We start from the raw sequence: 13,692 nt of genomic DNA, 5'->3' as shown, positions 1-13,692 counted from the left end.
CCGCGATCTCTGGAAAACTGCTTAACGGGAGGATTTGAATTGAGTTTTAATAACGAAATCAGGGGCCGACGGGTCGCTAAACAATCTGTCGCCGGAATGACGACAATGGCACCATTCTGGTTAGCGGCATTTTTTCTTGCCTTTCCAATACACAGCGCTCTTGCGCAGGATCCGGCGCAACCGAAGGATGAACCACGTCTGGCGCAGGCCCAGCCAGTAGCCCCTTTCGCTCCGATCCCCGCAGATATGGCGAATTTGAATGATTTCGTCTGGCAGAAACGCCCCGTCGTGGTCTTTGCCGACAGCCCCGCAGACCCCGCGTTTGCCGACCAGATCGCCGAGCTGGAAGACCGCTGGCCCGAACTTGCGGCCCGAGATGTGGTGGTGATCACCGATACCGACCCCGCCACGCCCAGCGAGATCCGCCGCAAGCTGCGCCCCACGGGGTTCGCGCTGGTGATCCTCGCCAAAGACGGCACAGTGGCGCTGCGCAAGCCGCTACCATGGACGGGGCGCGAGGTGATCCGGTCGATCGACAAGATGCCGCTGCGCCGCGAGCAGATCCGCCGCGGCGCCCTCAGCGCGGAGAGCCCCCCGCGCCTCGCAGGCATTCTATGATCGACCGTGGCGCTCATTCGAACTCCATGATCACGTCATCCACCTTTAGCGAGGCACCCGCTTCGGCATTGACCGATTTCACCACGCCGCGGCGCTCCGCGCGCAGGATATTCTCCATCTTCATCGCCTCGACGGTGGCCAGCGCCTGACCTTCCTGCACTTCCTCGCCCGCCGCGACATTGATCTTCACGACCAGTCCCGGCATCGGGCACAGAAGCAGTTTCGAGGTGTCGGGCGGCAGCTTCTCGGGCATCAGCTGATAGAGTTCGTGCTGACGGGGCGTCTGCACCAGAACCTTCAGATCCGCGCCACGCAGCCGGATACGATAGCCCATCGAGACCTTGCCGACCTTCAGCACCAGAGGCGCCCCGTCCACCAGCAGCTCGGCCAGCTGGTCCCCGGGCGTCCAGTCCGAGCTGACACGCAGCGTGGTGCCATCGTCGAAGCCGACATCGGCCCCCGCACGATCGGCATGGATCGTCACGCGATAGGTCTCGCCCTGAAGCGTCACCACCCAGTCATCGCCCACCTTGCGCTCGTGATTGCCCAGCGTTCCGGAAATCCGCGTGCGCCGGATCTCGGCGACCCGCTCCATCGCCGCAACCGAGGCCGCCACCTGCTTGAGCATATCCGCCCCGAGCGTCACCCCCTCGAACCCTTCGGGATATTCCTCGGCAATGAAGGCGGTGGTGATATTGCCCGAGATGAATCGCTCATGGTCCATCACGGCGGCGCAGAACGGCAGGTTATGCCCGATGCCTTCCACCTCGAACCGGTCGAGCGCCACGCGCATCTCCTCGATCGCATCGGCGCGGGTCGGGCCCCATGTGCAAAGCTTGGCGATCATCGGGTCGTAGAACATCGAGATCTCGCCACCCTCGTAGACGCCGGTATCGTTGCGCACGATCCCGCCAGAGGCGGTCTGCCCCTGAACCGGCGGACGGTACCGCGTCAACCGGCCGATAGAGGGCAGGAAGTTGCGATAAGGATCCTCGGCATAAAGCCGGCTCTCCATCGCCCAGCCATTGATCTTCATATCATCTTGGCGGATCGACAAAGGCTCGCCATTGGCCACGCGGATCATCTGCTCGACCAGATCGATACCGGTGATCAGCTCGGTCACCGGATGTTCGACCTGCAGGCGGGTATTCATCTCGAGGAAATAGAAGTTCTTGTCACCATCGACAATAAACTCGACCGTCCCAGCCGAAGTATAGCCCACCGCCTTGGCCAGAGCGACGGATTGCTCGCCCATAGCCCTGCGGGTCTCGGCATCGAGGAAGGGCGAGGGCGCCTCCTCGATCACCTTCTGGTTCCGCCGCTGGATCGAGCACTCGCGCTCGTTCAGCCAGATACCATTGCCATGCGCATCACAGAGCACCTGGATCTCGATATGGCGCGGCTGGGTGACGAATTTCTCGATAAAGATCCGGTCATCGCCGAAAGAACTGGCCGCCTCGTTCTTGGAGGACTGGAACCCCTCTCGGGCCTCCTGCGCGTTCCACGCGATCCGCATCCCCTTGCCACCGCCACCGGCAGAGGCCTTGATCATCACCGGATAGCCGATCTCTTCCGAGATCCTCACCGCCTCCTCGGCATCCCCGATCAGTCCCATATAGCCCGGAACCGTATTGACCCCCGCCTCCTGCGCGATCTTTTTCGAGGTAATCTTGTCGCCCATCGCCTCGATCGCCTTCACCGGCGGGCCGATAAAGGCCACGCCAGCCGCCTCCAGTGCCTCGGCAAACTTGGAGTTCTCCGACAGGAAGCCATAGCCCGGATGCACGGCCTCGGCGCCGGTCTTGGCGATCGCCTCCATGATCCTGTCGATCACGATATAGGACTGGTTGGCGGGTGGCGGGCCGATATGCACCGCCTCATCGGCCATTTGCACATGCAACGCCTGCGCATCGGCATCCGAATAGACGGCCACCGTCTGGATGCCCATCTCGCGTGCGGTCTTCATCACGCGACAGGCGATCTCGCCACGGTTGGCAATCAGGATCTTCTTGAACATCGGCTTTCCTCCCTCGGGGGGAAGGCAAGCCCGCGGGCCCGAAGGTCAGCCGCGGCCTTCCCTCCATCCCACTCTGTTCCTTCTGTCATCCGGCACGAAAAACGCCACCGGAGCGCATGGCACCGATGGCGTTTCCCGAATAGTCCTACGGCACGGACGGCGAGCGTCCGTGTCGCGAAACTCAGTAGCTGCGCGAGCAGACACCCGCGTCGTCGCAGAGCGCACCTGCGCCCGCGCCAAGTGCGGCACCTGCAACAACGTTATTGTCGGTCGCGTCGGCAACGAGCGCGCCTGCACCTGCGCCCACGAGCGCGCGGCCACCATCGCTGTTGAGGAAGCCGCCATTGCCATAACCGTTACCCGACTGGCAGCCTGCGAGTGCTGCGGTTGCGCCGAGGATCGCGACGAGAATTGCCGATTTACGCATAGGATTTCTACTCCGTGAAAAACTGTGTTCCGATGTGAACCTAGTGCGGAATACGAAGAAGAAAAGCGGATTCGTGCACAGCTGCGCGCAGGCGCGCGCCCCTCGGCAAAGCCTTGCCGAAGCTGAGAAAAAATCCGCTTAGAAAAACCGGAGGAAGACACGCTGACGCTGCGGAAAAAATCCGACCTGACATGGGCAGGATGCACCATGAGGTCAGGTCGGCAAGTTCCAACAGGGAGTTTCCTCTCGAGAGAGGCATCAGTCCAGATAGCTCCGGGCTGATAGAAATCAACCTGCGCGCGATGGGCGTCTCTTGCAACCCCCGACGCGGAGGCAGCAGCAAGAAATTGCCGTTTTCTATCAGACCCGTGTCGCATCAGTCCCAATCGTCCTCGTCATTCTCGTCCCAGTCGAACGCGCCGGGATCGGCGAAGACCTCGGGGAAGGAACTTTCGGCCCGACGCCGGTCGATCTTCAGAAGCGCCTCATAGGACTCGGGATCGAACGGATCTTCCGCGGCCACGACCTCACGGCCGAACAGCCAGCTGATGCGGCCCGCATCCAGATTTCCGCGCTCGAAAGGCTCCTCGCCGAAATAATTCCACAAAGCGGCCATGAAGCCTTCATCGGCCTTACGGTCCATCGCCGCACGGTCCTTGAACCGCTCACGGCGGATGATCTTCGTCGCGCCCTTTTTGTTGGCACGGCGGATGACGAATTGGTAATCGGTGCTGGGCAAACGCCCGGGGAAACCACGGTGTTTCAGCATTTGGCGCCTCTCTTCTCCGGAGCGGTCTCCGGTCTAGTGTTCGTCACGCGGCAGGGGATGCCCCATGCCGGATGCGGGATCATGGCCAGACGCGTCTGCGCTGGCATAGTCCTCATAAACACTTCTGAAGGCGCTGTCCGTCCCAGATTAGCGCAATCGGCCATAAGTTGGGAGCGGATCAAAGGTTTTTCGGGGGTGCAGGCAGGGGATGCCCCCTGCCCGCGAATAAGGTCAGAGCTTGCTGTGGTAAACCGGCTCTGCGGTGACCGGCTCGGCCGGCATCGGCGCCGGAGCGGGCTTGGGCGCGCAGGCAGCCATGAAACCAACGAGGCCAAGCGCGAGAATGAGTTTGGTCGACATGTTCTTCTCCTTTTCACACCCTGGGAACGCATCCCGAACGGGGTGAGCATGATTGGGAAGGACGCCGTTAAGACACAGGTGAAACCCCCTGTGGCCAACGACCCCAAGCCGGTACGGCTCACGCAGATCCTAGCAGATTCTAAAGGCTTGCACAGAGCCATCACATTCCCATTATCATTTTCCCGCCGATGGCGCATCAGAACATCTCTTCTTCGCAGCGCTCGCCGGAAATCGCATATCCTGCAATAAGTTGCGTGGCTTCGGGGTCGGATGTGCCGAACACCACGGGACGGTCGGCAAGCGAGATCACAATCTGTTGGGGCTGCGGTCCGACAGCGGACAGATGTGGAAGCGCGAAGCTCTCGCACAGCGCCAGCATATCCCCCATCGCGGTGTCGTCATCCTCGGTCAGATCGCGCATGAGGAAGAAATGCCGGATCGTCAGCCCCTCGGGTCCGCTGGCATCGGTCTGGCTGGTCAGCCATTCGACATGGCGCCCCGAGGGAACAGCGACCGCCACCCCCGACGCCGGCATATCCGCCGCCGCGACCTGCCCCGCACCAATAACAGCCACCAGAGCCAACACCCTCCGGCACAGCGTTATGGGCAGACACCCCCAAACCCTCATCCTGACCTCTTACAGCGGAATATTATCGTGCTTCTTCATCGGCATACTGCGTTTCTTGGAGCGCAGCGACGCAAAGGCCCGCGCCACACGGCGGCGCGTCGAGCGGGGCTGGATCACCTCGTCTATGAACCCCTTCTCGGCCGCAACGAATGGATTGGCGAAGCGGTCCTCGTAGTTTTTCACCCGCGCGGCGATCTTCTCGGGCTCGCCCAGCTCGGACCGGTAGAGGATTTCCACCGCTCCTTTGGCGCCCATCACCGCAATCTCTGCCGTGGGCCATGCGTAGTTGAAATCGCCCTTCAGATGTTTCGAGCTCATCACGTCATAGGCGCCGCCATAGGCCTTGCGGGTAATCACCGTGACCTTGGGCACCGTCGCCTCGCCATAGGCGAACAGGAGTTTTGCCCCGTGTTTGATAACTCCGTTATATTCCTGCGCCGTCCCCGGCAGGAAGCCGGGCACATCGACAAAGGTCAGGATCGGAATCTCGAAACAGTCGCAGAAGCGCACGAAGCGCGCGGCCTTGCGCGAGCTGTCGATATCGAGACATCCTGCCAGCACTGTCGGCTGGTTGGCCACCACCCCCACGGTCTGCCCTTCGAGCCGGATGAAACCAGTGATGATATTGCCCGCGAAATCGCGCTGGATCTCGTAAAAATCGCCTTCATCCGCAACCTTGGTGATCAGCTCTTTCATATCATAGGGCATGTTCGGATTGGCGGGGATCAGCGTGTCGAGGCTGTCCTCAACCCGCGCCACGTCATCGAAGAAGGGCCGCACGGGCGCTTTCTCACGGTTTGACAGCGGCAGGAAATCCACCAGACGGCGGACCTCGTAAAGTGCTTCGACATCATTCTCGAAGGCCCCATCCGCCACCGAGGATTTCTTGGTATGTGTCAGCGCGCCGCCCAGCTCTTCTGCGGTCACCACCTCGTTGGTGACCGTCTTCACCACATCGGGGCCGGTCACGAACATATAGGAGCTGTCCTTCACCATGAAGATGAAGTCGGTCATCGCGGGGCTGTAGACCGCGCCGCCCGCACAGGGCCCCATGATCACCGAGATCTGCGGGATCACGCCAGACGCCTCGACATTGCGCTGGAACACATCGGCATAGCCCGCAAGCGAGGCCACACCCTCCTGGATCCGCGCCCCGCCCGAGTCGTTCAGCCCGATCACCGGCGCGCCATTCTGCATCGCCATGTCCATGATCTTGCAGATCTTCTCGGCATGAGTCTCGGAAAGCGAGCCACCGAAGACGGTGAAATCCTGCGAGAACACATAAACCATACGGCCATTGATCGTGCCCCAGCCGGTCACCACCCCATCGCCATAGGGTTTGTCGGCCTGCATGTCGAAATCCACGCAGCGATGGGTCTTGAACATGTCGAATTCTTCAAAGGAGCCCTCATCGAGCAACAGCTCGATCCGCTCGCGCGCCGTCAGCTTGCCCTTCTTGTGCTGCGCGGCAATGCGGCGCTCCCCTCCGCCCAGACGGGCCTGTGCACGACGGTCCTCAAGCTCTTGCAGAATATCTCTCATGAAACTCCCCTCTCCTTGCCCCGACAGTATGCAGGCGCAGGGTAATATCAAAGCGGAATTCGGAAAATTTGCAAACTATTGGCAAAGCCTGCGTTGCTAATTGCATAATCTGCTAATAAACCGAAGGAAATAAGGCTATTCGTCACGCAACAAGCCGATGGTCGCCGGCACATTCTACTGGCCAGCCTTACGCGGAGCGCGGCGCGGGTCAAGCGCGCAATAGGTCAGCGGCCCAAAATCAACACCGCTTTCGCCGCAAATGCGAAATACTTAATCCAGTGACTCGATCCAGCGGCGGGTTGCCCCCGCCGGCACCGGCGCGATCCGGTGGCCGCGTTTGAAAGCCTCGCGCTCCAGCGGGGTCGCGTAGCCCCCGAGCACAAGCTCCTGCGTCAGATATTCGCGCGTGAAGGCCTCGCGCCCGCCAAGACGCTCGTATTGCGCCACATGTACCAGCTCATGCGCGATCAGATACGGGTCCTCCTGACGCGCCGCGATCCCGTAGCCGAAGGTGATCGCCAGCGCGTTTCCGGGCTTATAGACCCTGGCAAGGGCCTTATCCTTCGGCGCGGGGAACCTCCCCTGCCATGCGAGAACACGCACCCGCTCGGGGTGATGCACACCGGCCTTTAGCGCATAACCCGTCTCGACCGCGTTCAGCGGACGCCCCTCGGAGAGGATACGCGCCTCCATCGGGTCCAGCTCCGCCATCGCGGCGGGCGTCAGCGCCTCCACTTGCGCACGGATCTGTGCGGAAGGATGCGCCATCTGCGCCAGATCGGCCTGCGTCAGAGGCTCGGGCGCACAGCCTGCCAGACCGGACCCAAGCCCGCAGGCCATCAGCACAACCAGACCGAATTGACGCATATCCACCCCCGAAAACTGGCGGCAGCTAAACCGAAACCGCACGCAAAGGCAATTGACCAAACGGGGTTTGCATATGTATCAGCGGGTTTGCAAAGGAGATCAGGCATGGCGACACCCAAACTCTATGCAGGCATCAAACTGCGCGAGACCCGCACCCGTCTGAGCCTGACCCAGAAGGTCTTTGCCGACAGGCTGGGCGTGTCCCTGCCCTATCTCAACCAGATGGAAAACAACCATCGCCCCGTCTCGGCACAGGTGGTGCTGGCGCTCGCCTCCGAATTCGGGCTGGATGTGACCGAGCTTTCTGCAGGCGATGCCGAACGTCTGGTCTCGGACATGACCGAGGCTCTGGCCGACCCGATCTTCGCCGACGCCTCGACACCGATGGCCGATCTGCGGCTTGCGGCCTCCAATGCACCGGCACTGGCGCGATCCTTCCTCGAACTCCACAGCGCCTATCGCCGCACCCACGAGAAACTCGCCTCGCTGAATGCCGCTCTCGGTCAGGATGCCAGCACCGTGCAGAGCCCTTGGGAAGAGGTGCGCGATTTCTTCCATTACTGCGACAATTACATCGATGCGGTCGACCGTGCAGCCGAACATTTCGCTCGCCCCGATGGCACACGCGCCGAGCCGATCCCGCGGGCGATCGAGGCGCTGGAGGCCCGTGGCATCCGCGTGCAATTCGCCGATATCTCGGGCGTGCGCGAGCGCGACGGGCGCATCATCACCATTGCCCGCCATGCCAAGAAATCCACTCAGGCCTTCCAGCTGATGCATCAGGTGGCGCTGATCACCCAGAACGAGCTTCTGGAGGCCACTCTGGATCTGGCGCGCTTCCAGTCGGAAACCGCACGTTCCATCGCCAAGATCGGGCTGGCCAACTATTTCGCGGGCGCGGCCGTGATGCCCTATGTCGAGTTTCTGGAATCCGCGCAGGACAACCGCCACGATCTGGAAATCCTCGCCGAGCTGTTCGGTGCCTCCATCGAGCAGGTCGCCCATAGGCTTTCCACGCTCCAGCGACCCGGCGCCAAGGGGCTCCCCTTCTTCTTCATGCGCCTCGATCAGGCAGGCACCATTACCAAGCGCCACTCGGCCACACGGCTGCAATTCGCGCGGTTCGGGGGCTCCTGCCCGCTCTGGATCGCGCATCAGGCGTTTGAAACCCCCACCCGCTTCCTGCGCCAGCTGGCGGAGACGCCGGACGGCGCGCGTTATCTGTGTATCGCGAAGGACGTGTCCAAGCAGGGTGGCAGCTTCCATGCCCCCGTGCGGCGCTATTCGCTCTGTCTGGGCTGCGAGGTCAGCCATGCCAAGGATGTGGTCTATGCCGATGATATGGAGCTGGGCAATCCCCGCGCCTATGAGCCGATCGGCATCTCCTGCCGCATCTGCGAGCGCCGCAATTGCCACCAACGCTCGGTACCGCCGCTCGAGCGCAAGCTGACCGTCGATCTCGACCGGCGGGGCCTCCTGCCCTACGATATCGCCTGACATGACGAAGCCTCCGGCCCGAGGACCGGAGGCTTCAGGATCTCGATGGTGGACACCTCAGGCCGCTGTCACTTCCTGCGCCAGAGCCCGTGCGATCTGGTCCTTGAGCATCGCGCGTTTCTTGCGCAGATCCACCTCGGCCAGCGCTTCTATTGGCTGCACTCCCTCCATCGCGCGCTGGACCTGCTCGTTGATGGCCTCGTATTCCTCCATCAGACGCGCGGCATGCGGATCGGCCGCCTTCAACTCGCGCAGCTGGACACGATATGCGGGGAATTCGACACTCAGGGTATGAAGATGTTCAGTCATTCCGGACCTCCGCCTTTCTGGTTTGCGAGGTCATGATACCAAAGGCGCGGGTGACGCTCTTTGATACGGATCAAGGCGGTGTCAATGCGCGCGGACCCAACCGGCCTTCCGGGCCTCGGCCTCGCTGCAGAACCATCGCTCCCCCTTGGCCGTGCTGATCTTGGTGGCGGCATAGGAGGCCGAGCCCGGCATGTGGTAGAGCTTGCCGTTTTTCGAGATATTGCCCTTGATCGTGCAGCCTGCCGAGGCCCTGCTGTCGGGGGCGTCGTTCTTATGCGCGCGGTATTCGGCGGGGGTCTGGAATGTCCCAGCCCAGAGGCCGCGCTTGGCGATCATCGCGGATTTCTCCTGCGAGACATAGGCTTTGGAATAGGTCTGATAGGCCATCGCATAGCCCTGCACGACCATCTGCGCGCCGATATCCTGCCCTTTGGCCTTGCAGACCGCAATCAACCGGCCATAGCGATCCGAACTGCCGCCCGTGCAGGCCACTTTGCCTGCGGCGAGTTTACGCATGAGACCTGTCGCCTCGCGTCCACACGCCCAGCCACGACCATCCGCTCGGGTGCAGTTCTGGCTGCTTTCGGGCGCGTCGATCCCGGAGATACGGATCTTGCGATGGTTGATCTCCAGCGTATCGCCATCGACGACACGCGCCTTGCCGGACACGGTTTCGGCCAGCACGGGCGGGGCGCAGGCGATCAAAGCGATCAGCAGAACATAAACAAAACGAAACATGCCCCACATATCGCGGGGCATGCCGGTATTGTCCAGAGATATCGCAGTTAACCCAAGGGGCTAGCGGCGGATTAACGCTGGGAGTTCTCCCAGTCGGGGTGGAACCACGGCTCGCTATTCTCGGCAGGCAAACGGCGGCCAAGGATATGGTCGGCGATCTTCTCGCCCACCATGATTGACGGACCGTTCAGGTTGCCGTTGGTCACGCGCGGGAAGATCGAACTATCGGCCACGCGCAGCCCCTCGACCCCGATCACACGGCCATCGGGATCGACCACCGCATTGATGTCATCGGCACGGCCCATACGCGCAGTGCCACAGGGATGATAGGCGCTCTCGGCATGCTCGCGCACGAAATCATCCAGCGCCTCATCCGAGGTCACATCCGAGCCCGGCTGGATCTCGCGCGCCACATGGCGGGCCATCGAGGGCTGATCGAAGATCTCGCGCGTCAGACGCAGGGTCTTGCGCCAATCCACCCAGTCCTGATCCTCGCTCATATAATTGAAGAAGATCCTTGGCTTGTCGCGCACATCGCCTGAACGCAGCGAGACACGGCCGCGCGAGGCCGCCCGCATCGGCCCGACATGGACCTGGAAGCCATGCCCCTCGGCCGAAGCCTTGCCGTCATAACGCACGGCCAGCGGCAGGAAGTGATACTGGATATCAGGATAGCGCACGCCCTTGTCCGAACGGATAAACCCGCAGGCCTCGAACTGGTTCGACGCGCCCAGACCGGTCTTGGTAAAGAGCCATTGCGCCCCCACCCAAGCCTTGCCGAAGATATTCCAGTATTTGTAGAGCGTGATCGGCTCCTTCGCGGCATATTGGAAATAGACCTCGAGATGGTCCTGCAGGTTGCCGCCCACACCGGGACGGTCGGCCAGAACCTCGATCCCATGCTCGCGCAGATGGGCCGCAGGCCCCACGCCCGAGAGCATCAGGATCTTGGGCGTATTGATCGAGCTTGCTGCCACGATCACCTCGGCGCGGGCAGAAATGACCTGCTTCTTGCCCGCCTTCTCGACCTCGACACCGATCGCACGCTTGCCGTCAAAGACCACCCGCAACGCAAGCGCCTTGACCACAGCCAGACGGTCCCCGAACGCCTTCTGGCCGGGGCGCAGATAGGCATTGGCCACGGACCAGCGACGGCCTTTATAGATGGTGGCCTCCATCGGGCCGAAGCCTTCCTGACGCTCGCCGTTGTAATCGGCGGTATAGGCATAGCCCGCCTCCTGCCCCGCCTGCACGAAGGCATCGAAGAGAGGGTTCTTGCGCGGGCCACGGCTGACATGCAACGGACCGGACGTGCCGCGCCAGTCACGGTCACCGCCATCTCCGGCGCCATGCCATGTTTCCTGCCGTTTGAAATAGGGCAGCACATCGGCATAGCTCCAGCCCTCGGCGCCTTGCTCGGCCCAGTGCTCGTAATCCCCTGCATGGCCACGCACATAGACCATCCCGTTGATCGAGGACGACCCGCCGATCACCTTGCCGCGCGGGGTCGCCAGCACGCGCCCGCCCAGACCCGGCTCGGGTTCGGACTGGAAGCCCCAGTCATACATGCCCATATTCATCGGATAGGACAGAGCGCCCGGCATCTGGATGAAGGGGCCGGCATCCGACCCCCCATGCTCGATGATCACCACGCGCTTTCCGGCCTCGGCCAGACGGTAGGCCAAAGCCGTGCCGCCGGAGCCTGCACCAATCACAACATAATCAGCTTCTACGCTCATATTCCAATCGCTCCATCACTCGGGCCATCACTCGGGGACCATTGCCTTTCAGGCCGTCACGCACGGGGGAAAACAGGACGCCGGTTCAGGGGGGCGCGCACGCCCCCCGCTTCAATTGTTACCAAGGGCTGTCGACAGGATTCAGGCCGACATAGACGCCTTTGACCTGCGTATAGGCCTCGATCGCATGGCGCGAATTCTCGCGCCCGAAACCGGAAGCTTTCACCGGACCGAAGGGCATCTCCACCGGCGTCAGGTTATAGGCATTGATCCATGTGGTGCCGGCTTCCAGATTGGCGACCACGCGATGGGCGCGCGCCAGATCACGGGTAAAGACACCCGCCGCCAGACCGAATTGCGTGTCATTGGCCCGTGCCACGACCTCGTCCTCGGTCTCGAAATCGAGCACCGACATGACGGGGCCGAAGATCTCCTCGCAGGCGATGGACATATCGTCCTTCACATCGGCAAAGACGGTCGGCTCGACGAATTGGCCGTCGAGCGCAGTGCCGCCACAGACCAGCCGCGCGCCTTCGGCCTTGGCTTTCTCGAGATAGCCCGCCACCTGCTCGTATTGGCGCTTGGTGATCAGCGGGCCGAAATCGGTCGCCATATCCATCGGATCGCCCATACGGATCTTGGCGGTGCGCTCGGCCAGCTCCTTGAGGAACTGCTCCTTGATCGACTTATGCACGAAAACGCGGGTGCCGTTCGAGCAGATCTGCCCCGAGGAATAGAAATTCCCCAGCATCGCAGCGCCAACCGCGTCCTTGATCGAGGCATCCTCGAACACGATCAGGGGCGATTTACCGCCCAGTTCCATCGTCACATGTTTCATATGCGGCGCGGCTGCGGCATAGACCTTGGCCCCTGTCGGCACCGAGCCCGTCAGCGAGACCTTGGCGATGCGCGGATCGGTGGCGAGCTGTGCGCCCACGGCACCAAAGCCCTGCACGACGTTATAGACGCCCGCAGGCACACCCGCCTCGATGAAGATCTCGGCCAGTTTCAGCGCGCCGAGCGGCGTCACCTCGGAGGGCTTGAACACCATCGCATTGCCGGTCGAGAGTGCGGGCGCGGCTTTCCAGCAGGCGATCTGGCTGGGGTAGTTCCACGCACCGATCCCGCCGCAAACGCCCAGAGGCTCGCGCAGCGTATAGGCGAAATCCCCGCCCAGCGGCATGGTCTCGCCGGTCAGCGTCGCCGCAAGACCCGCGAAATACTCGAGCGAATCCGCCCCCGACGGCCAGTCCGCCACCAGCGTTTCCTGCAGCGGCTTGCCGGTATCGAGCGTCTCCAATGCGGCCAGCTCGTCATTGCGCGCGCGGATGATTGCCACGGCGCGGTTGAGGATGCGCCCGCGCTCGGCCGGTGCCAGTGCGGCCCATTCCTTCTGCGCGCGCACGGCAGACGTAATAACCTTTTCCATGACCGCAGACGTTGCGGCATGAAGTTTCGCGATAACCTCGCCCGTATAGGCATAGGTGACCTCGATCACCTCGCCTGCGGTATCCTCGATATAGTCGCCATCAACAAAGTGGCTTGCTTTGGGTTGTGCCTTCACCGGTGACCCTCCAACTCTCGATCCAGATATTCCATGATGATTCCGACCGCGCGTTTGGGGTCGGCAGGCCCGTCGACCAGAGCGGCACGAATATAGACGCCGTCGATCAACGCCCCCAGCCCCTCGGCCACAGCCATCGCGTGGCGGCCCACCAGAGGCCGCAACGCGTAGAGAAGATTCGATTGCAGACGGCGCTGGTAGATGGCCAGCAGCCTGCGTGCATTCTCGTTTTTCTGCGCCAGAACATAGAAGTTCAGCCATGCCGAGATCGCTTCAGTCTGGAAGCTGCCTTCGGCAAAATTGCCCCGCACGATCGCCCGAAGCCGTTCTTCCGGATCGGTTTTTCCGCGCAGCGCGTCGCGCACCTCCTGCCCGTAGGTGCTCAGGATATGCTGCATCGCGGCCAGAAAGATCTGGTCTTTCGATCCGAAATAGTGATGCGCCAGCGCCGAGGACATCCCTGCACGTTTGGCGATCTGCGCCACCGTTACCTCCAGCGAACGGGCCTCGCCGACACAGGCGATGGTGGCGTCGATCAACGCTGCTTTTCTAATCGGTTGCGCGCCGACTTTGGGCATTAGCTCTATTCCTGACTCAGAAATTACTTGCATTCCTTG

Annotated in this window: 14 protein-coding genes; 2 read left to right on the top strand and 12 right to left on the bottom strand. The window is 62.0% G+C overall.

Translation table 11 applies throughout. The features are described from left to right. The first annotated feature begins 246 nt into the window (after positions 1 to 246). On the top strand, positions 247 to 618 hold the full coding sequence (locus tag ABEB22_RS09185; RefSeq protein WP_406870134.1) for a DUF4174 domain-containing protein: 372 nt from the start codon (positions 247 to 249) through the stop codon (positions 616 to 618). 13 nt (positions 619 to 631) lie between these two features. On the opposite strand, the gene ABEB22_RS09180 is transcribed toward ABEB22_RS09185, so the two are convergent. The 7 genes from ABEB22_RS09180 to ABEB22_RS09150 all read right to left on the bottom strand — a co-directional run bounded on the left by ABEB22_RS09180 (position 632) and on the right by ABEB22_RS09150 (position 7,228). Next, positions 632 to 2,635 (bottom strand): acetyl-CoA carboxylase biotin carboxylase subunit, encoded by a 2,004-nt coding sequence (locus ABEB22_RS09180; RefSeq protein ID WP_406870133.1) that lies wholly within the window; start codon positions 2,633 to 2,635, stop codon positions 632 to 634. A 181-nt stretch (positions 2,636 to 2,816) separates the two neighbouring features. Further along, on the bottom strand, positions 2,817 to 3,062 hold the full coding sequence (locus ABEB22_RS09175; protein WP_339113196.1) for a hypothetical protein: 246 nt from the start codon (positions 3,060 to 3,062) through the stop codon (positions 2,817 to 2,819). Between the two features lie 376 nt (positions 3,063 to 3,438). Further along, positions 3,439 to 3,831 carry a hypothetical protein gene (locus ABEB22_RS09170; protein ID WP_339113197.1) on the bottom strand — a complete coding sequence of 131 codons (393 nt, stop codon included), beginning with the start codon at positions 3,829 to 3,831 and terminating at the stop codon, positions 3,439 to 3,441. Positions 3,832 to 4,062: 231 nt separating this feature from the next. After that, complete coding sequence (locus tag ABEB22_RS09165) at positions 4,063 to 4,191, bottom strand: hypothetical protein (protein WP_339113198.1); 129 nt, start codon at positions 4,189 to 4,191, stop codon at positions 4,063 to 4,065. Positions 4,192 to 4,387: 196 nt separating this feature from the next. Beyond that, positions 4,388 to 4,765 carry a DUF6497 family protein gene (locus ABEB22_RS09160; RefSeq protein ID WP_339113199.1) on the bottom strand — a complete coding sequence of 126 codons (378 nt, stop codon included), beginning with the start codon at positions 4,763 to 4,765 and terminating at the stop codon, positions 4,388 to 4,390. A 63-nt stretch (positions 4,766 to 4,828) separates the two neighbouring features. Further along, positions 4,829 to 6,361, bottom strand: a complete 1,533-nt coding sequence (locus tag ABEB22_RS09155; protein WP_339113200.1) for an acyl-CoA carboxylase subunit beta — start codon at positions 6,359 to 6,361, stop codon at positions 4,829 to 4,831. Positions 6,362 to 6,631: 270 nt separating this feature from the next. After that, a complete protein-coding gene (locus ABEB22_RS09150; RefSeq protein WP_406870132.1) occupies positions 6,632 to 7,228 on the bottom strand; it encodes a hypothetical protein in 597 nt (198 codons plus the stop codon). A 105-nt stretch (positions 7,229 to 7,333) separates the two neighbouring features. Here ABEB22_RS09150 and ABEB22_RS09145 point away from each other — a divergent pair, with 105 nt between their 5' ends. Continuing rightward, positions 7,334 to 8,725 carry a short-chain fatty acyl-CoA regulator family protein gene (locus ABEB22_RS09145; protein ID WP_339113202.1) on the top strand — a complete coding sequence of 464 codons (1,392 nt, stop codon included), beginning with the start codon at positions 7,334 to 7,336 and terminating at the stop codon, positions 8,723 to 8,725. A 57-nt stretch (positions 8,726 to 8,782) separates the two neighbouring features. Here ABEB22_RS09145 and ABEB22_RS09140 read toward each other — a convergent pair whose 3' ends face one another. The 5 genes from ABEB22_RS09140 to betI form a co-directional block, all read right to left on the bottom strand. Next, positions 8,783 to 9,034 carry a DUF465 domain-containing protein gene (locus tag ABEB22_RS09140; protein ID WP_339113203.1) on the bottom strand — a complete coding sequence of 84 codons (252 nt, stop codon included), beginning with the start codon at positions 9,032 to 9,034 and terminating at the stop codon, positions 8,783 to 8,785. An 81-nt stretch (positions 9,035 to 9,115) separates the two neighbouring features. Then, positions 9,116 to 9,793, bottom strand: coding sequence for a thermonuclease family protein (locus ABEB22_RS09135; RefSeq protein WP_339113204.1), 678 nt, complete (start codon positions 9,791 to 9,793; stop codon positions 9,116 to 9,118). A gap of 50 nt (positions 9,794 to 9,843) precedes the next feature. Next, a complete protein-coding gene (gene betA, locus ABEB22_RS09130) occupies positions 9,844 to 11,511 on the bottom strand; it encodes a choline dehydrogenase (protein ID WP_339113205.1) in 1,668 nt (555 codons plus the stop codon). 118 nt (positions 11,512 to 11,629) lie between these two features. Then, positions 11,630 to 13,075: a betaine-aldehyde dehydrogenase gene (gene betB / locus ABEB22_RS09125; RefSeq protein ID WP_406870131.1), complete on the bottom strand. Its 1,446-nt coding sequence runs from the start codon at positions 13,073 to 13,075 to the stop codon at positions 11,630 to 11,632. After that, the gene (gene betI, locus ABEB22_RS09120; RefSeq protein WP_339113207.1) at positions 13,072 to 13,653 is read right to left on the bottom strand and encodes a transcriptional regulator BetI; all 582 of its coding nucleotides are present in this window, start codon (positions 13,651 to 13,653) and stop codon (positions 13,072 to 13,074) included. The genes betB and betI overlap by 4 nt, the downstream gene beginning before the upstream one ends. Positions 13,654 to 13,692 lie beyond the last annotated feature (39 nt).

Source organism: Thioclava sp. 'Guangxiensis' (assembly GCF_045348365.1).
In the GTDB taxonomy this organism is placed as follows: Bacteria; Pseudomonadota; Alphaproteobacteria; order Rhodobacterales; family Rhodobacteraceae; genus Thioclava; species Thioclava kandeliae.
Note: the sequence above shows the minus strand (reverse complement) of the source record. Positions and strands in the feature narration are given on the sequence as shown.